We start from the raw sequence: 17,496 nt of genomic DNA, 5'->3' as shown, positions 1-17,496 counted from the left end.
GCCGACATCGACCCGCTGAGCCGACGAGGCGAATAACTTCAGGGGGTACACAGCATGCAGCAGGTGGGGGCGGATGAAACAGCGATACGACGTGGCGGTCGTGGGCGGCGGCCCGGCGGGTGCGGCGGCGGCATGGCAGGCGGTTCGAACCGGCGCGCGTGTCGTCGTGCTGGACAAGGCCACGTTCCCGCGCGAGAAACCGTGCGGCGACGGGCTGACGCCGCGGGCAGTGAGCTTCCTGCAGAAGATGGGACTGGCCGACGAAGTAACGCGGTTCCATCGCGTGAACGGCGCCAGGATCTTCAGTCCGGGGGAATGGAACCTCGCGTTCCCGCGTCGCCCGGGGATGCCCGACCACGGTTACGTGGCTCGTCGCACGGAACTGGATACGGTGCTGATCAAACGCGCCGATACCGCCGGCGCCGAAGTGCGCGAGGGCGCGGAGGTGGTCGCGCCCTTGGTCGACGACGACGGCCGCGTCACCGGCGTCACGCTCAAGGGCGGCGAACAGGTGCGCGCCGATGCGGTGATCGCGGCCGACGGCGCCTATTCACCGGTCAAGCGCGCGCTCAATCTCGACTCGAAGTACAACGGATATTCGGCGATCGCGATCCGCGCCGAGATGCCGGTCGACCAGCCCGACACCGACACGCTCGACATCTATCTGAAGTTGACGTTCGACGGTGACCAGTTGCCCGGATACGGCTGGCTGTTCCCGCTGGGGGGCGGGCGGGCCAACATCGGCCTGGGATACTGCACCAGTTACAAGAATTGGCAGCGAATCAACGCCACGGCACTGTTCGAGGAGTTCCTGTCCGGGCTTCCACGCGAATGGAAGCTGCCCCGGGTCGACGAACTGAAGAAGTCCAAAGCGCTGCAAGCCTGGCGGCTGCCGATGGGATTCACCGCCTGGCCACCGTGGCGGCCGGGTGTGCTGTTCGCCGGTGACGCGCTCGGCGCGGCCAGACCTGTTTCCGGGGCAGGCATTTCGAAGGCGCTGCAGTCCGGCGTGGCCGCGGGGGAGTGTGCGATCGCGGCGCTGACCAACGGCGGCCCGGATGACTTCACGAACTACGCGCAGCGTGTGGAGGCGGACTGGGGCCGGCAGTACCGGATGGGCCGGTTCTTCCATCGGGTGGTCGGCGTTCCGGCCATTGCGAATACTGGAATCAAGGTGCTGGACAAGGTGAATCACCCAGGTCTGCGGTCGCACCTGTTGTTCTGGGAAGGCTGGCGCGACCCGGCGGCAACGCACTAGCCGCCGCGTCTGTCAGTTCCTGTTGTCTGAGAGCCGTCGGCTCACGTAGCGCTTGAGTTCGGCCGACAGCGCCTCGGCGGTGAGCAACCGCGGAAGCAGCGACGGGTCGGACATCCGTGCGCGGAAAGCGATTTCGACGGTGACGTCGTGCTCGGGGCGGTCTTCGACGGAGATCTGGTCGCCCGCGCGCACCGTCCCCGGCGAGATGACGCGAAAGTAGGCACCCGGTTTGGCGCCTGCGGTGAACGTCTTGATCCAGCGGTCGACTTCGAGGAAGGCCGAAAACGTGCGGCACGGTGTGCGGGGCGCGGACACTTCGAGCAGCAGGCCGTCAGTGCCGACGCGCCAGCGTTCACCGATCCGCGCCTGAGTGACGTCGACGCCCGCCGTCGTGAGATTCTCGCCGAACATGCCGTTGGTGATCTGGCGGTCGAGTCGGGTTTCCCAGTAGTCCAGGTCTTCTCGTGCGTACGCGTACACCGCTTGGTCGGCGCCGCCGTGCAGTTTCGGATTGCCGATGGTGTCGCCGACGAGCCCACTGCCGCCCCGCGCAGAAGCCGGTGGCCGCACCATCACCTCGTCGTGGACGGCCACCTTGTCGATGCCCGTCGATCTCGACGGTGCATCGGGATTCACCCGTACCCGAGCAACATTCACCGACACCACTTCACCCACTCGGACAGGGTAACGGCGGCCCGCGCGGCGACCTCTACCGGAAAGACCCTCCCCATCGCCTACTACCGAGCGTAGTATTCGGGCAAGCGCCGCAGACGCCGACGGAGGTTTCCCGTGAAGTGGAGTTTCGCCCAAGTAGGCCTGCTGGTCATCTGCGCCTTCCACGTCATCCAAGCGGTGATCGGTTTCATTGTCGAACCGAGCTTTGCGACCGGACCAGATGCACCGACCGCGCAAATCCTCGGGATGGACTACAACGGCTGGCATGCCGTCGCGGGACTCGCCCTGTTCGGGCCGGGCCTGATCTTCGCTGCCCGAAAGTCGTGGTCGGTGTTGTATCTGCTCGCCGCGGCGGTGGCCGGCGCGCTGCCGGGTATCTGGGCCTTCTTCTCGCACCAGGTCGCGTACGTGTTCACGTTCCCCAACAACACGACCGACGCGATCGTGCACCTGGTCACAGCCGCGGTGATGTTGGCAGTGGCCGGTATTCAGATCCGACTGGACGGTGGCCTGCAGAATTCGCTGGCCGATTTGCGTAAGGAGTCGTAAACCGCAGGCGTCATTGGGTTTCCGACGCCGAGTCCTCGTCGTCCGCCGACGGAACTCCTTCCGGCGGTGGCGTGGAATAGGCCGGCGCGGTCGGCGGCACCGACTCTTCGGTTTCCTTCGAGGGCCGTTCCGGTGAGCTCATCGGTCTTCTCCTAGGTCAAGGTGTCCTGCCCTGATACCCACCCGGCGAGTCCGGAAACGACTTCAGGTGATGGCCACGGAGACGGCTTTCGAACCCAAGCGCATCGTCGGTGCGGCGCGTCCCCACAGCAACATCGACCTATGCACGACGCAGTGCGCCTAGAGTGGCGTTTGGCCACTCTGGATGAAGGTTATAAGTTCTAAGTATCAATCGGTTTCAAACGCTGGAGGCGTGCTCATGAGCTTTTCCAAGACCGCACTGTCTGCTGTCGCAGTCGCAGGCGGGCTCACCGCAGGCATCCTGGGCCTGGGAGCTCCAGCAAGCGCCCAGCCAGCTCCGCCGCCGCCGCCGCCGCGGCCCATGCTCGGGGAACCGGTTCCGCGGTGGGCGCCGCCGAAGCCCGCCGAGTTCTGGATCGGGGAGCCGGTCGTATGGTTCTCGGGCTGGGGCGGACGCTGGGGCGTGTGGAAGAACGGTCAGTTCATCACGTTGTCGTCGAACCCTGTCACCAACGGCGGGTGAGGTCGGCAAGTCCGACCCGCAGCTCAGTGTGACGCGTCGAGGATCTTGATCGCGAAGATCAACGAGTCGCCGGGTTGGATCCCGGCAGCGGGCTGACCTTCGGGGTAGCCATCGGCAGAGGTCATGGCGACCGCGACCGTCGACCCGACCTTCTGCCCGGCGATTGCCTTCTGGAAGCCCGGTACGACGCCGTTCAGCGGAAAGTCGACCGGGGCGCCGCGCTGGTAGCTGCTGTCGAATACCGAGCCGTCGCGGCCGTTGACGCCCATGTAGCAGACGAAGACGGTGGCCGTGTCGGCGACGACAGGCCCATCGCCGGCTTTCAGGGTGTGCACCTGCGTCTCGCTCACCTTGAACGGTCCCTGCACGTTGATCAAGGGTGCCGCCGAATCTGTGGATCCGGTGACGGCGACGCTGCCGGTGTCTCCGTTGAACGTCCACTCTGGCGTGGCGCCGTTGGGCGGCGCCGCCGTCGGGCACGCTGCGCTGGCCGGGTCCGCCGTCGGTGTGGGCGAGGGGACCAGCTCGTCGGCGAGAGAGGAGGTCGTCGTTGTCGACGAAGTTGTGCTTGTCGAGGAGGCTTTCGTATCGGAGCCGCACGCGACAAGCGTCATGATCAAGGAAGCGGCGCAGGCCGCGAGCGCCGCAGCGGAGGACACACGAGAAAGGTTCACGGCCGCCACGGTACCGACAACCGTATCCGCGCCAACGCTAGGTGCGCTTGAGTGCGAGCACCGGGATGGTGCGGACGCCCGCGGTCTTCTCCGCGTACTCGGCGAAGCCGGGGTAGCGACGGGCTTGTTCGGCGTAGATGCGATCGCGGTCGACGCCGGTGATTTCGCTGACGTCGACGGTGTGGGTGTCGGTGCCGAGTTCGATCTCTGCACTGCCGGCCGCGGTCAGGTTGTAGTACCAGGCTGGATTCGTCGGCGCACCGGCCTTGGAAGCGAAGACGTAAATGGTGCGCGGATCGTCGTCGTCGGGCAGATACATCATCGGCGTGACAGTCTGCTTGCCCGTCTTGCGGCCGGTGTGGTGGACGAGGACCATGGGAGCGCCCTCGAAGTTTCCGCCGACGCGACCACCGTTGGCGCGAAACTCGTTGATTATCTGGGTGTTCCAGTCATCGGGTGCGCTCATCGTGGTGTTACTCCAATTTTGATGGTCGGGTCAGCAACTTTACTCGTGTGCAGCGGCCTCGGATTGCGCTTCCACGCCCCTGGTTGTTCATCGCCGTCAGCGCCCCGGGCGCGACGCGCATTTTGGCTAGGCCATCGATGATCAGCCCCAGACCGAGCGCGAATTCGTCGTCCAACGGCACCGGCGGGTAGTCGGCCACAGCGTGGGTTGCCGGGAACATCTGCGGGCTTACCGAGACAGAGGTGAAAGCCGTTGGGTTACAGGGCCAGCTCGTGGGTTCGTTGGTCTCGTCCTCGACCCTGAGCAAGTGTTGCTCGCGTGTTTTAGCTGCCAAGATTCAGCGTTACATGTAACATGTCGGCATGGCCGTGAGGGAGAGGGTCAGCGAGTACCGACGGCGGATGCGGCAGCGGGGCCTGCGTCCGCTACAGGTCTGGGTTCCTGACGTGCGTACCGAAAGTTTCGCCGCCGAGGCGCATCGTCAGGCTTTGCTGGTCGCACGAGCAGAGGCGAGCGCAGATGACCAGGATTTCATCGAGGCCATCTCCACGACATGGGACGAGGAGTGAACAGGGGCGAGATCTGGACCGTTGCAGGGGGCGTTTACGCGACCAAAGCGCGTCCTGCCGTGATCGTTCAGGACGACCTCTTTGATGCCACGAGTTCGGTGACTGTTGCACCAATATCCAGCACGCTGTTGGACGCGCCGTTGATGCGCATCCGAATAGCCGGCGGAAAGGGCCGGTTGTCCGGACTTGATCACGACAGTGACGTGATGATCGACAAGCTGACAACCGTCAGGAGATCGAATGTCCACGCCCGGGTCGGTCGGCTGACAGCGGAGCAAGTCGTCGAGGTTGAGCGAGCGATGATGGCGTTCCTCGGCCTTGCGCGATAGGCGGGAACTGTTGAGGGGTTCGCGTTCGACGCTCGGGGCTGTATTAAATACGTTGATGAGCAGGGCACTACATCGGTCGTACTGGTAACCCTGCATATTCGACTACTGCATATTCGACGTCGCAAGGAAAGCAAGTGAGGTGAGCCCCCTGTAGTGGTCCAGTTGATCAATACCCGTGTTGTTGGTCCACTGTTATGAGAGTTGGGGGGCAGAGTGATCATCAGGAGGTCACATGCCCCGTCGGTACTCCACATCGGTGCGTCGGCAAATCATTGCGCGGCTGAGGTCGGGTGAGCCGGTGGCGGCCGTTTCGGTCGACACCGGGATTTGTCAGGCGACCCTGTTCCGGTGGAAACACCAAGCCCTAGTCGACGCCGGCGTCATCGACGGCATCCCGAGCGTGGAGGCCGACGAGCTCGCCGCGGCGCGTAAGCGCATCGCGGCACTAGAGGCCGAGCTGGCCTTGACCAGAGATGCCTGTGAGTTGTTCAACGAGCAGGCGGTGGTGCCCCAAAACGCCGCCGCGCGATCACTGAACAGTTGATCGCGCGAGGGCATTCAGCTCGATCTGCATGTCGGGTAACTGGATTGACGCGGTCCTTGCTGCAGTATCACCGGCGCCGCCCAGTTCCAGATCGTGAGGTTCGCCGGCTGATTGTTGCCGATACGATCACCGAGATCCACCTGCGTTCTCGCGGGACCTACGGGCGCAAGAGAGTCCGCGCTGCGCTGCTGGCCGACTACGAGATGAACGTCAATCACAAGCTGGTCAACTCCATCATGTCCGAACGCGGTCTGTATGGGCTGCCGCGCCCAGAGCGGCGAAAACCGAATCTCATTGGGGTTGACACCTCCGTTGACCTGGTGAATCGGCGCTTCACCGCAGAGATGCCCAACCAACTGTGGTGTACCGACATCACCGAACATCCCGCTCGCGACGGGAAGGTTTACTGTTGCGCGATCCTGGACTGCTTCACGCGCTTGATCGTGGCCCGTACGTTCTCGACGTCCGCTGACACCGCACTGGTCAACAACGCGGTCAACATGGCCGTCTCTAACAGGAATCGTTGGGGGCCAACAATTCTGCATGCAGATCACGGCACGCAGTTCACCTCCTGGAGCTCTCGGGGAGAACATGCGGCGATGGGGCCTGCTCGGCTCTTTCGGGACCGTGGGCGACTGCTTCGATAACGCCGCTATGGAGTCATTCTGGGCACGGTTACAGGTCGAGTTGCTCAACACCCGCAAATGGGCCACCACCATCGAATTAGCAGCCGCCATGGCCGATTACATCGACAACTTCTACAACATCGAACGCCGCCATAGCTACCTCGGTAACATCAGCCCCACAGAGTTCGAAACGCTCTGGACATCAATCAGCTCGACCCCTCAACTCGCATGATCGTGGCTCGAAACAGCGGGGATAGATCAACTGGACCACCAAACGGGTCCCCCTCACGTGCACTGAAAGCCGGCCGGCGTCGTGCACACCCCGTCATATCCGCGGACCCTCATAGCGCCCCGAATTCAATCACTGTTTCAATCAACGATTGATTCCGCGGTCGATCAGTGCTTTGATGAGCCCATGGCCAACGTTGACGCGGGCACCAGAGAACGGTTGTTGACAGTGGCGGAGCGGCTGCTGCTGGAGTCGGGATACGACGAGGTTTCGGTTCGGGCGGTCTGCACGGCAGCGAACGTGAACCCGGCTGCGGTGCATTACCACTTCGGCTCGAAGGTGGGACTGGTGTCGGCGCTGCTGGAGGACCGCCTCGGACCGCTGTGGAAGGTGACCTTGGCCGACCGCGACGACGCCGAACAGTTGACGGTCCCCGATGCGGTCCGGGTCGTCGTCGACCCGCTGGTGGTGCTGGCCGCCGACCCGGCCGGGCGCCTCTACCTGAACCTGCTGTCGCGCCTGCTGCTGTCTCGGCGGGAGCTGAACTGGACACAACGATGGTTTTCCCTCACACCGTGGGCAGAGTTGTTGCAGCGCAACGTGCCCGGCCTGTCCCCTGCCGAGGCGAAACACCGCTGGATGCTCGCCTTCGAACTCATCTTCGTGCAGTTCGGTGATCCACTCGCCGGGGATAGGAGATTGACCGGCCGACAAGTGGACACGCTGTGCACGGTGGTCTCGGCAGGGCTGTCGGCACCGGCGGTGAACCGATGAGCGGCCCAGCCACCGACGTGTTCGCGCCCGCGACGCTCGGGCCGATCACGCTGCGCAACCGGGTGATCAAGGCGGCGACGTTCGAGGCGCGCAGTCCTGCAGGAGCAGTCACCGACGACTTGATCGCCTACCACCGCGCGCCGGCTGCCGGAGGGGTGGGCATGACCACCGTCGCGTACTGTGCGGTCGCCCCCGAGGGACGCACCGCACGCGATCAGATCGTGATGCGACCGGACATCGTCCCAGACCTGACCCGGCTCACCGACGCCATCCACGCCGAGGGCGCGAAAGTGTGCGCGCAGTTGGGTCACGCGGGACCCGTCGCCAACGCGGCCTCCAACGGCGTTGCCGCAATATCACCGAGCCGCATGTTCAGCCCGCTGGCCATGCGGGCCACCCGAAGGCCCGACTCCGCGGCACTGTCACGGGTGGTCGCCGATCATGCCCGAGCGGCGGAAGTGGCCGTCGAGGCCGGCTTCGACGGGGTCGAACTGCATTTCGCGCACAACTATCTCGTGAGTGCGTTCCTCAGTCCACTGCTCAACCGGCGCAGGGACGACTACGGCGGAAGTCTGGTCAACCGTGCCCGGCTGGCCCGGCGGATCGCGATCGCCGTGCGAGAAGCGGTGGGAGACCGAGTCGCGGTGATCGCCAAGCTCAGCATGGACGACGGTGTCGCCGGCGGGTTGCGGCTCGAGGAGAGTCTGCAGGTCGGGCGGTGGCTGCAGGACGACGGTGCCCTCGACGCGCTTGAGCTGACCGTGGGCAGTTCACTGCTCAACCCGATGTTCTACTTCCGCGGCGATGCGCCACGCAGCGAGTTCGCGCGGACCTTCCAGCCGCCGCTGAGCTGGGCGTTGAGTACCGCCGGGCGGCCCTTCCTACGGCGCTACCCGTACCAGGACGCCTATCTGCTCGACCACGCCCGCCAGTTCCGTCGCGAGCTGTCGATGCCGTTGATCCTGCTCGGCGGCATCACCACCAAAGCCACCATGGACATGGCGATGCGTGAAGGTTTCGAATTCGTGGCCATGGCACGTGCACTGCTGCGGGACCCATCGCTGCTCAACCGAATTCGGCAGGACCGGGATGCCGCTTCGCTGTGCACGCACTGCAACAAGTGCATGGTGACGATCTTCGAGCGGACCCACTGCGTGCTCACCACTGAACCGGTGACGCTTCCCGACCGGGAGTTCATCGGCGGGAGCAGCTGAGGGCCCCAACCTCAATCGCCAGCGTATGGGGAAACGTCCTGCCGAACCGTGGACGTTGACCTGACCCACCCGAGCGGCCCGAGGCTGGACTCCCTGGTTGACAGGCTCATAATTGTTGTCGCCTTGCGACTTCGGGTGAGAACTGGATGCGAAATCCTCTGCCGGTCGTACTCTGCGGCAACGTGGGTTGCGTCCAGCAGAGTGGGGTCAAGTCCAGGGACGTGGTGTACGACCTCGTCGTGTGATTCTTCGAGGTGATGGTTCAGGCGGTCAGTGCTGCGGGGGTGGCCTCCTGTTCGGTCGGGGTATTGTTGACGGTGCGTGATTTGCTCAGCACGTCGAGGCCGAGGTAACGCCGGGATTCGGCCCATTCGTCGAGTTGCTCGGCCAGCACGGCGCCGACGAGGCGGATGAGGGCGTCGCGGTCGGGGAAGATGCCGACGACGTCGGTGCGGCGGCGGATCTCCTTATTGAGGCGCTCCTGAGGATTGTTGGACCAGATCTGACGCCAGATCTGCTTGGGGAACGCGGTGAACGCGAGCAGGTCCGGGCGGGCCGCTTCGAGGTGCTCGGCCACCTTGGGAAGTTTGTCGGACAGCGCGTCGATGATCCGGTCATACTGGGGGGCAACAGATTCCCCGTCAGGTTGATCGAACACCGAATGCAACAGGGTGCGCACCCACGGCCATGACGCTTTCGGGGTCAGCGCCATCAGATTCGTTGTGTAGTGGGTTCTGCAGCGCTGCCAGGCCGCGCCGGGCAGGGTGGCGCCGATGGCGGCCACCAGCCCGGCGTGGGCGTCGCTGGTAACCAGTTTGACCCCCGATAGGCCCCGTGAGGTTCCCCCCGGGTGGTGGACATCGAGATAGCAGGTTGGATGATCCTGCTGGAAGGATGTCACCATGTCCCGAACCCGTCGGTCGTTTACGACCGAGTACAAGGTCGAGGCCGCTCATCGTGTGATCGATTCCGGGCGCACCATCGCCGAGGTCGCCCGCGAACTGGGTCTCAACGAGGCCCTGCTGGGGCGGTGGGTCGCCGACGAGCGGCGTCGCGTGGAGGCCGCGGCGGCCCGCAACGAGGAGCCGTTGACCCCGGCCGAGCGCACCGAGCTGGCGCGGTTACGAAAGCAGGTCGCCGAGCAGGAAAAGGACATCGCGTTCCTGAAAAAAGCCTCGGCGTACTTTGCGGCCAACGGACTGAAGTAGATCGGTTCGAGTTGATGGCGGCAGAGTGCGCGACCACGGAGATCACCCGAATGGCACGCTTGCTGGGGGTCTCGACTTCTGGCTACTACAAGCGTGTGAAGCGGTCGGATACAACGGAATTGACTAATCGAGAGCAACGGAAAGCCGATCTGACCGTGAAGGTCGTCGCACACCATCGCGACTCCGGTGGGACCTACGGGTCACCCCGGATCACCGCTGATCTGCGGGCTGCCGGTGAGCAGGTTTCGGAAAGGACTGTCGCCAAGATCATGGCCGAGATCGGTCTGGTCGGGATCAGTCCGCGCACGTTCAAGGTGCTGACCGCGTGGTCCAGTCGCTTTAGGTAGGTGCCGTGGTGCTTCTCCTCGTACTGAGGGCTCAGCGACTGGAGCGGCTTTTCAGCGAACTTCTCCGCAGTCACGTGTCCTTTGGTCGAGTCATCAAGTGCTTGGCCTAGATGCGGGTACGTACCTGCCCCATGGCTGCGCAGCGAGTTCCGCATGCCGATGTACCACTTGGTCGCTGTAGCCGAGCATTTCGGCCACGACCGGAGGAGGCACCTGGGTAACGAGTTCGCGCAACGCGATGTTTCGAGCGCCGAGCAGGTCGATGCCGAAGCGCCGCAGACGGTCCATGACGGTGTTGGGGTGCAGGTGTTCGCCGGGTCGGTTTCCCGGAAAGAGCCAAGGATTGTCTGCCCCAGCGGTTCGGAGGTTGGGCCGGCTATTGATGTGCCTCTTGAGCAGGTCAGCGAAGGGCTCGGGGACGGGCGACGGAGTAACACCGAGGACCAGCGAGAGTCCCTCGGGAGCGACGAGCACCTTGCTCATCGGGATGGCTGCGACCTTCACGAGTGGCTGGGCGTAGAGGAGTAGCAGGGTTCCGGCGACGCGGTAGGGGAGCGATTCGCTGTCGCCGGACAGGAGCTCGCGAATCCACTCAAGTCGCTGGTCTTGCGTGAGCGCTCGGACCGTCTTGGCCTGCCGATGCCCGAGGGTGATTGATCGGTTGACCCGCATTTTTTCGCACCAGATGATGAATGTCCGGATGAGGTGCCGCGTTGTCGGACCGGTTGTGACCCACTGGTCCACATCTTGCTGTGTGCAGTTGGCGATGGTCCGTCCGTGTTCGTCGCGAAGCCACTCAAGGAACTTCAGTGCTTCGGTGATGTCCTGCTTCGAGGCGTGAACGGGCCCACGGGTTGGCTTTCCGGCGAGCGCAATATTGTTGATTCGTTTGAGGTGGTGCCAGGTGGCGAACTGTCTGATCGGTCTGGCGATCTCGGGGTCTGATACTGGGTGGAGCTTGTCGTCGATCCACCGCTCGAAGTAGGCAAGGTACTTGTCACGGGCCTGCAACACCTCATGGTGCTGAAGGATGGCCCGAAGGTGCTCGACGTGCCGACCCCTGGGCTCGTACTGGTCCAGTCCGTCGTGGGTGAGGGGAGTGGTGCCGTCTCCGAGGGAACGAAGGAGTGCCTGAACCTTGTCCGATCGTTTCCAAGTGATTATGCTCTCGGCGCGATCGGCTGCGCACAGGGCGTCGATGAGATGTGTGAAGCTCGCGGGGGAGTCCGGGTGGAGGAACGCTCGCTCAAGGTCTTCGCGGAGGCTGCAACGTGCGCATACGTTGCCGCGGTAGGGTCGCCGCTCGTCGTTGCACGACGTGCAGTGGAAGTTCTGGCGGATACGTGCGCAGTCTCGACACACCGCTTGATCGCCGATGTCCAGTCGGCCGGGCAAAAGGCGGTGGAATCCGCAGCTGGGACAGTCGCCGTAGAGGCTGGTTGCTTCGTAGTAGCAGGAGTTGCAGATGCGGCCGTCTGGCCATGTTGCTGCCGTGCGCCGCATCTCGCGGTGACAGCGAGCGCACTCCATTGATCCGTCCGTGACCTTGGGTCGCCCGCGAACGGTGTTCCGGCGCTGCGGTTCAATCGTCATCGCTGAGGATCCGAGCACGCTTGGGGCGGATGGTCTTGTTCAGTTCTACGACGTTCTCTCGGCCGGCGCTGGCGGCCTTCCTTCGGGCGTCCGCGGCAGTAACGGTGACGAGATCGTCTGGGCCGCAGTCGAAGATGTCGCAGAGTGCGGCGATTAGCTTCAGAGAAACTCGTTCGGGTCTTTGGTGGACGAGTCGGTAGACCTGTGGCCGTGACAGCGTGATGCCGCGTTCATTCAGCCGTGGGATGAGGTCGGTGCTGTTGTGCATCTGGTTACCCGCCATAAGCTCGGCGAGCCGCCATTGGTAATCGACATCGCGTTTCATCCGGCGCCGCCGTTCTGCTTCGGCTGAAGCGCTGCGGCGATAGTGGCGTCGAGCGCATTTCGCAGCGTCCGGGTGCGGTAGTCGCTGCTGACACAGCTATAGATCGCTGTGGTCGACGCATGCTCATGGCCCATTTGGTGTTGGACGAACATCGCGTCCCAGCCGGCTTCGAGCAAGTGCGTTGCATAGGACCGTCGGAACGAGTGGAGGTCGAGGCCGGGCGAGAGGTCGAGATCGTCACAGTAGCGGCGGAACCGCCTGATGAGGGTGGTTTCCGAGACGAGATTTCCACGTTCGCTGGGGAACAGGTCGATCCCGTCGTCCATATGGGGCTGACCATTCTCCAGCCAGTCGACCAGTACTTCGGGTGTCCAGTCGAAGACTGTCAGGACGCTGCGCCGCTTCGGCGGGGAGCCCTTCTTCGCTTTGCCGTATCGCACATGAACCAGGCCGAACTTTCCGAACTCCTTAGCGTGGGGGTTCCTTGCGAAGTCGACCGTCTGCAAGTGGGCCAGTTCGTTGAACCGCAACCCATACGAGTAGGCGATCTTGAACATCACGGCGTCGCGGTATGCGGGCAGCCAACCCTTTCTGCCCGAAGCTACGACGGCAGATACCTGCTCGTCGGCATGATCGAAGAAGTCTTGAAGTTCGCGCTTGGTGAATGCGCGTTTCTCGGGTTGGGCCTCGTTCTCCTGGACATGGCGAGCGGTGTTCCAGTCGAAGAAGACTTGGGATGGGTGGGTCCCGAACAGTGCTTCGCAGACGCGGTCCCAGCCGTAGTCCGGATTGCTGATATAGGAGCAGAACTGTCGTAGGCCGACCTGATACGAACGGATCGACGACTGGGCGAGTTTGTGGATACTTCGAAGATCGCCGAAGAACTCGTCGACCATGGCGACGGTCCAGGTCCATGGGAATTCGTTCGAGTGCTCGATGAAGCGCTGCACCTGCTTGATGCGGGCGTCGATAGTCTCGAACTGCAGATTGCGGCTGAGTTGCTGGTTGCGCCAGCCCTGGAGCATTTCGGCGACTGTCTGTTCTTCGGGGTGCAGGGGCCTGACCGCGTCAACGAGATATGCACGTCCGACGTCGTCGACTGCCACCTGAAACTCCTGCCAACTGGTATCAACAGATGAATCAATGATTCATCTGTTGCATCATCAAGTCAAAACCCCAGGTCAGCGTGTCGCCGGAACGGCTACGGGCGTAGCGAGGATGGCTGCCGATACGAGTCCGCAGATCGGGGACGGAGGGCGGAAAGTGTTGCAACGCTGCGGAAAACGACGGGAGGAGTGGTGACCGCCAAGCGGCAAGGCGCTGATTCATCTGATGCAATATGCAGTGGTTTACTTGACATAATGTGGCTTATCGGCATTTTCCAGACGTGCGAATCTCGGCCGGCGGATCGCCTAACCGTTTAAGCTGTCGCGATCCGGGACCAGTTGGTGGCAAACCGAGAAAACCCCAGAGCTGTCCGACTTCTCGCCCTGCGTTTCTGGAGTATCTGAGCGTGCCACCCGCCCAGGCGCGCTGTGCGCCGCGGCCGGGACCCCCTCGCCACTTCTTAACCGGCTCGCCCTTTTTCGTCACTGTGACGTATTACGTGCGATCCAGACCGCACATGCCTTGAAGTCAGTCTTCGCAAACACCGCGCCACCGTCGAGGGCCGGGCCGATCATGTGCGCCCCTGGCCACCACTCGCCCGTCGTCTGGCAGCGTAGCGCCAATCCGTCACTGTGACGAATTAGCCTGCGATACAGGCTTATTCGACTCCCGAGGTAGCTTCACGATCGAACTAGTCATCTGAGGTTCAACGAGTCTGATCAAGCCGCTCTGCATGGCCTGCCTACTTTCGGAGCGCTCTCGCAGACTTCAACGCGAAATCGGCGATAGGAGAACGTAATTGACGCCGAGCACGCGGTAGGTCGGTTCGGCCCGTCGATCACACGTAACAAGCGGCAGTTTGTGCTTGCGCGCAGTTGCACCGACCAAGCCATCGTAAAGGGCGCCGCCGGATAAGCCAGCTTCGGCTAGCTCCCGCAAGAGGTTCCGTGTATCGGTTGCAGATAGGAAGCGTGACTCTGGAAAATTCCTTTCCTCCAGTCGGATTGCGGCGAGCGGACTAAGGCGGTACGGCGGCGGCAGTCGCGTCAGCACCGAGAGCAGTTCTACCGCGGCATGCCCAGACAACCCTCGGCGGCACGGCAGGAGCCTTCGTTTCGCGGCGAGGTGTAAAGGGTTCTCACGCTGCACCAGTGCGATTGCTGCGCTGGTGTCGACTAGCACATGTTCAGCGCTGGTCGGCAAGTCGCAACTCCCTGACCGCGTCTGCGTCAAACTCTGGGCCGCCACTTGGGAGCAGGAGAAGCCCGTCCTCTTCGACGAGTTCCTGGGCTGCCACGCTTTCGATGCGGATGGCCGCCCCGTCGAGGGTTATCTCCACCTCGCCGGAAATGATGCCCGACTGCTCACGGAGCGACTTCGGGATGACGAGCCGTCCAGCCTTGTCAATGGTAGTACGCATGCCATAAAGGTACCATCGACTTGGTATCACATGAGCCGACGCTCAGCGCGTCCCCTATGGCCGTCCGCGGGGAACCTCTCGATGCACTCGCCCAGGATCGCCGGGCCTTCGTCGGTTGTGAACCTACCGACGGTTTTGCCGCAGTCAGCGTCGCCAGATGCACAAACGAGCGCGCGGGCGGCGACGCCTGAGACCACCGTCGGTCCAACCGAAAATGCGACTGCTCGGCCCGGCCGGACAGTCGCACCTTCGTAAAAGCTCACTACATCACAGCGGGATCCACTGGCCCAGGAACCAGAAGCCCCAGCCGTTCCCATTGCCGGCAGGCAGCGGTTGCACCTGCTGACCGTTGTAGTTGAACGGCCGATGGTCCTGGCGCCCCCTGTCGATTCCGCGGTTCTGCCAGTCATTGCCCGGGCCCTGTTGGCACGCTGGAGCGTTGGGGGCGTTGCAGGGCGGACCAGGGTTGGCGTTGGCGGTGCTCGCGCCGAATAACCCTGCGACACCGACCCCTGCGGCCAACGTCGACACGTACATCATCCGCTTGAAATTCACCGTCGAAACTCCGTTCCATTGCAGTCATTTCACATAGCGAGGCTTTCCCCGCCGACCACGACGCTAGGGGCGACAGATTGGCGGCCACTTTGACCGACTTAAGCGTTCGCTTTGCTGTCAGTAACGAAACGGCCACGCCGAATCCGTACTCAGCCTGCTCCGGCCGGCGGTGGAACTCCGACCGGGTCCGCCGCCCGGCGATCCGCGCGGGCCTCCCGCCCAACGTGCGCCTCGGCCCACACCTTGGAACCCGCGCACAGGGCCCCTCACGGCGTGGTTTGCGCAATCATCGGACAACCCGCTCGCTGTGCGGGATCGTTGTCACATGAGCCCCAAGGTTCCCTCTCCGAAGGAAATCAGAGAAGCCGCGCAGGCCGCTGCCGAGACCGCACAGTCAGTCGCCAGCGACGCGCTGCGCATCCCGCCCGCATCGCTGCAACTGATGAGCCAAGTGCCGGACCTCATCGAGAACCTGGCCGCCGCCACCGAGCGCCTCAACGCGGCGATCGACCGGGCAGAACGCTATCTCGTGCTCGCCGATCCGATGATTCGGACCATGGATGCGATCCTGCCGCAACTCGAAGCCCTTATCGCGACCGGCAACGATGTCTACGGCGCCGTCGGGCGAATCCCTGGTGTGGCCACCGTCGGGCGGTTCGCCTCTCGAGGTTCGAACCAGCCATCGGACAAGAAATCCTCGGGCGGCAAGACCGGCCGCAAGAAGTCATAGGTCCGCTGGGGGTCGATCACTCGTAGTTGATCTCGCCCCGCGGAAACGGTCTGTTCCTGAAGTCGATTTGCGCGGCCGGGTTCGCCACTGCCGTCACCATTCCCGATCCGAAGGCGCCTTTCCGGTCAAACAACGTCGCCGTTCCCACGGCGATGCCGTCGGCGGCCCAGTGCGAATCGCCCTGCACCAGAACCCAGTCGTCGAGCGGCAGGCGCGACAACCCGACCGTCAGGTCCCCGTTGATGTAACCGATTCCCTCGGTGCCGAGGTTGGTCACCAGGCTCGTGGACTCCCCTACTGTCACCGCGCGCACGAAGGGCGACACAGCTTCTCCCGCAACGATGCTCGCGCACGAGAAGTAGAAGCGTTTGCGTGACACATTCTGGTGTGCCGCCGGCGAACGCGTCCACCCCGAGTCGTCGCTGCCGATGAAGGGCGCCAGCGCCGGCGCGTCGTCCAGCCGAGGCAACTCCGGCACACCGCCCACGGCCATCCACTCCTCGCCGGGCGGCGCCGACGATCGCCGGTATTGCACCAGGCTGGCACGCGCGACCATCCGGTTGTCTTGCACCACATCGCATTCCGCATTACGCACGCGGCGCCCGTCGCGCACCACTCGAACCTCGACCGCGGTCGGCAAGTTTCGAGCTGCACGGAAGAGGTCTACCGTCAGGCGCGTCGGCATGAAGTCTGCTGAGCCACAATGCTTCTCGAGCGTCTGAGCAGCCAGTCCGACGATGGCCGGACCGTTGAGATGGTCGTCGCCCCAGTGACTCTGGGCAAATACCGTCGGCATGAACGTGCCGTCGCCAGTCGGGGTGAAATATGCCGGATCGGTGCTCATCCGCGGATCTTCGCACAAGCGCAACAGCGCGCCTGCAGCTAGGTGTTGCGACCGCCGTTGACGCCGAGAATCTGCCCGGTGATGTAGCTCGCCTCGTCGGAGATCAGGAAAGCGCACGCTGCCGCGATGTCCTCGGGCTTGCCCATGCGGCGCACTGGCGTCGCGTCGATGGTGGCCTGGATGTCGCCGAGGTTTCCGCGCGCCTCGGCTGCGCGGAGCATCGGGGTGTCGATGAAACCGGGCGGCACCGCGTTGACAGTGATTCCGGCGGGCCCGTACTCCAGCGCCAACGTCTTGGTCAGCCCGTTGACCGCTGACTTCGCCGCCACATAATGCGCCATGTACGGCGCCCCGGAGTGGGTGCTCGACGACGAGATGTTGACGATCCGCCCCCAACCCGCCTCAACCATGTCGGGCAGCGCCGCCTGAATGCAGTGGAACACGCCGTTGAGGTTGACGTCGACGACGCGTTGCCACTGCTCGAAAGTGATGTCGCTGAACCGCGAGAAGCCATCGAGGCCCGCGGCGTTGACCAAAATCGTCACCGGCCCGAGTTGGGCTCGCACTCCCGACAGCGCGGCCTCGACCTGGGCGCGGTCGGTCACGTCGGCGGTGAACGCGAACTCGTCGTCGCTGGGGGCCAGATCGACTATCGCGACGTGATAACCATCGGCGCGCAACCTTTCCACGATCGCGCGTCCGATCCCCGAGCCACCGCCCGTGACGACCGCTGTCTTCATGTGATTTCCTTCCGGCTGATTCATTGTCGGAGAACCTTTTACGTGCGACGGGGTGG

At 63.6% G+C, this 17,496-nt stretch carries 25 protein-coding genes and 1 pseudogene; 13 read left to right on the top strand and 13 right to left on the bottom strand.

The features are described 5' to 3' along the window. The first annotated feature begins 73 nt into the window (after positions 1-73). The gene (locus tag A5663_RS17505) at positions 74-1,258 is read left to right on the top strand and encodes an NAD(P)/FAD-dependent oxidoreductase (protein WP_068151801.1); all 1,185 of its coding nucleotides are present in this window, start codon (positions 74-76) and stop codon (positions 1,256-1,258) included. 12 nt (positions 1,259-1,270) lie between these two features. On the opposite strand, the gene A5663_RS17500 is transcribed toward A5663_RS17505, so the two are convergent. Further along, on the bottom strand, positions 1,271-1,933 hold the full coding sequence (locus A5663_RS17500) for an MOSC domain-containing protein (RefSeq protein ID WP_068151799.1): 663 nt from the start codon (positions 1,931-1,933) through the stop codon (positions 1,271-1,273). Between the two features lie 114 nt (positions 1,934-2,047). On the opposite strand from A5663_RS17500, the gene A5663_RS17495 reads away from it, so the two are divergent. After that, positions 2,048-2,482, top strand: a complete 435-nt coding sequence (locus tag A5663_RS17495) for a DUF4383 domain-containing protein (protein WP_068151797.1) — start codon at positions 2,048-2,050, stop codon at positions 2,480-2,482. Between the two features lie 10 nt (positions 2,483-2,492). Here A5663_RS17495 and A5663_RS23750 read toward each other — a convergent pair whose 3' ends face one another. Further along, positions 2,493-2,624, bottom strand: a complete 132-nt coding sequence (locus A5663_RS23750; protein WP_255396384.1) for a hypothetical protein — start codon at positions 2,622-2,624, stop codon at positions 2,493-2,495. Positions 2,625-2,861: 237 nt separating this feature from the next. Between A5663_RS23750 and A5663_RS17490 the strand changes: the two genes are divergently transcribed. Then, positions 2,862-3,146 (top strand): hypothetical protein, encoded by a 285-nt coding sequence (locus A5663_RS17490; RefSeq protein WP_068151795.1) that lies wholly within the window; start codon positions 2,862-2,864, stop codon positions 3,144-3,146. Positions 3,147-3,169: 23 nt separating this feature from the next. Here A5663_RS17490 and A5663_RS17485 read toward each other — a convergent pair whose 3' ends face one another. Further along, entirely contained in the window at positions 3,170-3,805 is a 636-nt protein-coding gene (locus A5663_RS17485; protein ID WP_068151792.1) for an FKBP-type peptidyl-prolyl cis-trans isomerase, read from the bottom strand. A 52-nt stretch (positions 3,806-3,857) separates the two neighbouring features. Beyond that, entirely contained in the window at positions 3,858-4,286 is a 429-nt protein-coding gene (locus A5663_RS17480) for a nitroreductase family deazaflavin-dependent oxidoreductase (protein ID WP_068151790.1), read from the bottom strand. A gap of 362 nt (positions 4,287-4,648) precedes the next feature. Here A5663_RS17480 and A5663_RS17475 point away from each other — a divergent pair, with 362 nt between their 5' ends. The 7 genes from A5663_RS17475 (at position 4,649) to A5663_RS17450 (ending at position 8,571) form a co-directional block, all read left to right on the top strand. Then, positions 4,649-4,855 (top strand): antitoxin MazE family protein, encoded by a 207-nt coding sequence (locus A5663_RS17475; protein WP_068151788.1) that lies wholly within the window; start codon positions 4,649-4,651, stop codon positions 4,853-4,855. Beyond that, complete coding sequence (locus tag A5663_RS17470) at positions 4,852-5,184, top strand: type II toxin-antitoxin system PemK/MazF family toxin (RefSeq protein ID WP_068151773.1); 333 nt, start codon at positions 4,852-4,854, stop codon at positions 5,182-5,184. Before A5663_RS17475 ends, A5663_RS17470 begins: the two co-directional genes overlap by 4 nt. A gap of 232 nt (positions 5,185-5,416) precedes the next feature. Continuing rightward, entirely contained in the window at positions 5,417-5,728 is a 312-nt protein-coding gene (locus A5663_RS17465; RefSeq protein ID WP_068151770.1) for a transposase, read from the top strand. Then, positions 5,725-6,375, top strand: a complete 651-nt coding sequence (locus A5663_RS23135) for an IS3 family transposase (RefSeq protein WP_197503442.1) — start codon at positions 5,725-5,727, stop codon at positions 6,373-6,375. The genes A5663_RS17465 and A5663_RS23135 overlap by 4 nt, the downstream gene beginning before the upstream one ends. A gap of 7 nt (positions 6,376-6,382) precedes the next feature. Further along, complete coding sequence (locus tag A5663_RS23385) at positions 6,383-6,586, top strand: IS3 family transposase (RefSeq protein WP_020100382.1); 204 nt, start codon at positions 6,383-6,385, stop codon at positions 6,584-6,586. 183 nt (positions 6,587-6,769) lie between these two features. Beyond that, positions 6,770-7,357: a TetR/AcrR family transcriptional regulator gene (locus A5663_RS17455; protein ID WP_020100383.1), complete on the top strand. Its 588-nt coding sequence runs from the start codon at positions 6,770-6,772 to the stop codon at positions 7,355-7,357. Continuing rightward, positions 7,354-8,571, top strand: a complete 1,218-nt coding sequence (locus A5663_RS17450) for an NADH:flavin oxidoreductase (protein ID WP_029104973.1) — start codon at positions 7,354-7,356, stop codon at positions 8,569-8,571. The genes A5663_RS17455 and A5663_RS17450 overlap by 4 nt, the downstream gene beginning before the upstream one ends. Positions 8,572-8,833: 262 nt before the next feature. Here A5663_RS17450 and A5663_RS17445 read toward each other — a convergent pair. Beyond that, positions 8,834-9,409: pseudogene (locus A5663_RS17445) on the bottom strand (transposase); the annotation flags it as partial. A 64-nt stretch (positions 9,410-9,473) separates the two neighbouring features. Here A5663_RS17445 and A5663_RS17440 point away from each other — a divergent pair. Both A5663_RS17440 and A5663_RS17435 read left to right on the top strand, forming a co-directional pair. Next, positions 9,474-9,779, top strand: coding sequence for a transposase (locus A5663_RS17440; protein WP_020100386.1), 306 nt, complete (start codon positions 9,474-9,476; stop codon positions 9,777-9,779). A gap of 50 nt (positions 9,780-9,829) precedes the next feature. Further along, positions 9,830-10,126, top strand: a complete 297-nt coding sequence (locus A5663_RS17435; RefSeq protein WP_197503441.1) for an IS3 family transposase — start codon at positions 9,830-9,832, stop codon at positions 10,124-10,126. Positions 10,127-10,219: 93 nt separating this feature from the next. Here the strand turns inward: A5663_RS17435 and A5663_RS17430 are convergent, their stop codons facing one another. From A5663_RS17430 to A5663_RS17410, 6 genes are all read right to left on the bottom strand, one after another. Further along, entirely contained in the window at positions 10,220-11,719 is a 1,500-nt protein-coding gene (locus A5663_RS17430) for a recombinase XerD (protein WP_197503440.1), read from the bottom strand. Next, complete coding sequence (locus A5663_RS17425; protein ID WP_020100387.1) at positions 11,709-12,044, bottom strand: helix-turn-helix transcriptional regulator; 336 nt, start codon at positions 12,042-12,044, stop codon at positions 11,709-11,711. Before A5663_RS17425 ends, A5663_RS17430 begins: the two co-directional genes overlap by 11 nt. Further along, the gene (locus A5663_RS17420; protein ID WP_064427848.1) at positions 12,041-13,150 is read right to left on the bottom strand and encodes a site-specific integrase; all 1,110 of its coding nucleotides are present in this window, start codon (positions 13,148-13,150) and stop codon (positions 12,041-12,043) included. The genes A5663_RS17425 and A5663_RS17420 overlap by 4 nt, the downstream gene beginning before the upstream one ends. 769 nt (positions 13,151-13,919) lie before the next feature. Then, on the bottom strand, positions 13,920-14,333 hold the full coding sequence (locus A5663_RS22750) for a type II toxin-antitoxin system VapC family toxin (protein WP_255396385.1): 414 nt from the start codon (positions 14,331-14,333) through the stop codon (positions 13,920-13,922). Between the two features lie 4 nt (positions 14,334-14,337). Continuing rightward, entirely contained in the window at positions 14,338-14,571 is a 234-nt protein-coding gene (locus A5663_RS17415; protein WP_068151768.1) for an AbrB/MazE/SpoVT family DNA-binding domain-containing protein, read from the bottom strand. A 267-nt stretch (positions 14,572-14,838) separates the two neighbouring features. Further along, positions 14,839-15,126, bottom strand: a complete 288-nt coding sequence (locus tag A5663_RS17410) for a hypothetical protein (protein ID WP_068151765.1) — start codon at positions 15,124-15,126, stop codon at positions 14,839-14,841. A gap of 325 nt (positions 15,127-15,451) precedes the next feature. On the opposite strand from A5663_RS17410, the gene A5663_RS17405 reads away from it, so the two are divergent. Then, entirely contained in the window at positions 15,452-15,856 is a 405-nt protein-coding gene (locus A5663_RS17405; RefSeq protein WP_068151764.1) for a hypothetical protein, read from the top strand. A 16-nt stretch (positions 15,857-15,872) separates the two neighbouring features. On the opposite strand, the gene A5663_RS17400 is transcribed toward A5663_RS17405, so the two are convergent. Both A5663_RS17400 and A5663_RS17395 read right to left on the bottom strand, forming a co-directional pair. After that, the gene (locus A5663_RS17400; protein WP_068151763.1) at positions 15,873-16,700 is read right to left on the bottom strand and encodes an acyl-CoA thioesterase domain-containing protein; all 828 of its coding nucleotides are present in this window, start codon (positions 16,698-16,700) and stop codon (positions 15,873-15,875) included. Positions 16,701-16,738: 38 nt separating this feature from the next. Continuing rightward, positions 16,739-17,440, bottom strand: coding sequence for an SDR family NAD(P)-dependent oxidoreductase (locus tag A5663_RS17395; protein ID WP_068151762.1), 702 nt, complete (start codon positions 17,438-17,440; stop codon positions 16,739-16,741). Positions 17,441-17,496: the final 56 nt, after the last annotated feature.

It is taken from the genome of Mycobacterium sp. E740 (genome assembly GCF_001672895.1).
Lineage (GTDB): Bacteria > Actinomycetota > Actinomycetes > Mycobacteriales > Mycobacteriaceae > Mycobacterium.
Note: the sequence above shows the minus strand (reverse complement) of the source record. Positions and strands in the feature narration are given on the sequence as shown.

What these genes read in the sequence shown, in the direction of transcription:
- A5663_RS17505 (WP_068151801.1), top strand. Translation starts at nt 74, where the DNA reads ATGAAACAGCGATACGACGTGGCGGTCGTGGGCGGCGGCCCGGCGGGT.
- A5663_RS23750 (WP_255396384.1), bottom strand. Translation starts at nt 2,624, where the DNA reads ATGAGCTCACCGGAACGGCCCTCGAAGGAAACCGAAGAGTCGGTGCCG.
- A5663_RS17490 (WP_068151795.1), top strand. Translation starts at nt 2,862, where the DNA reads ATGAGCTTTTCCAAGACCGCACTGTCTGCTGTCGCAGTCGCAGGCGGG.
- A5663_RS17480 (WP_068151790.1), bottom strand. Translation starts at nt 4,286, where the DNA reads ATGAGCGCACCCGATGACTGGAACACCCAGATAATCAACGAGTTTCGC.
- A5663_RS17475 (WP_068151788.1), top strand. Translation starts at nt 4,649, where the DNA reads ATGGCCGTGAGGGAGAGGGTCAGCGAGTACCGACGGCGGATGCGGCAG.
- A5663_RS17465 (WP_068151770.1), top strand. Translation starts at nt 5,417, where the DNA reads ATGCCCCGTCGGTACTCCACATCGGTGCGTCGGCAAATCATTGCGCGG.
- A5663_RS23385 (WP_020100382.1), top strand. Translation starts at nt 6,383, where the DNA reads ATGGAGTCATTCTGGGCACGGTTACAGGTCGAGTTGCTCAACACCCGC.
- A5663_RS17455 (WP_020100383.1), top strand. Translation starts at nt 6,770, where the DNA reads ATGGCCAACGTTGACGCGGGCACCAGAGAACGGTTGTTGACAGTGGCG.
- A5663_RS17450 (WP_029104973.1), top strand. Translation starts at nt 7,354, where the DNA reads ATGAGCGGCCCAGCCACCGACGTGTTCGCGCCCGCGACGCTCGGGCCG.
- A5663_RS17440 (WP_020100386.1), top strand. Translation starts at nt 9,474, where the DNA reads ATGTCCCGAACCCGTCGGTCGTTTACGACCGAGTACAAGGTCGAGGCC.
- A5663_RS17435 (WP_197503441.1), top strand. Translation starts at nt 9,830, where the DNA reads ATGGCACGCTTGCTGGGGGTCTCGACTTCTGGCTACTACAAGCGTGTG.
- A5663_RS17430 (WP_197503440.1), bottom strand. Translation starts at nt 11,719, where the DNA reads ATGACGATTGAACCGCAGCGCCGGAACACCGTTCGCGGGCGACCCAAG.
- A5663_RS17425 (WP_020100387.1), bottom strand. Translation starts at nt 12,044, where the DNA reads ATGAAACGCGATGTCGATTACCAATGGCGGCTCGCCGAGCTTATGGCG.
- A5663_RS17415 (WP_068151768.1), bottom strand. Translation starts at nt 14,571, where the DNA reads ATGCGTACTACCATTGACAAGGCTGGACGGCTCGTCATCCCGAAGTCG.
- A5663_RS17405 (WP_068151764.1), top strand. Translation starts at nt 15,452, where the DNA reads ATGAGCCCCAAGGTTCCCTCTCCGAAGGAAATCAGAGAAGCCGCGCAG.
- A5663_RS17400 (WP_068151763.1), bottom strand. Translation starts at nt 16,700, where the DNA reads ATGAGCACCGATCCGGCATATTTCACCCCGACTGGCGACGGCACGTTC.
- A5663_RS17395 (WP_068151762.1), bottom strand. Translation starts at nt 17,440, where the DNA reads ATGAAGACAGCGGTCGTCACGGGCGGTGGCTCGGGGATCGGACGCGCG.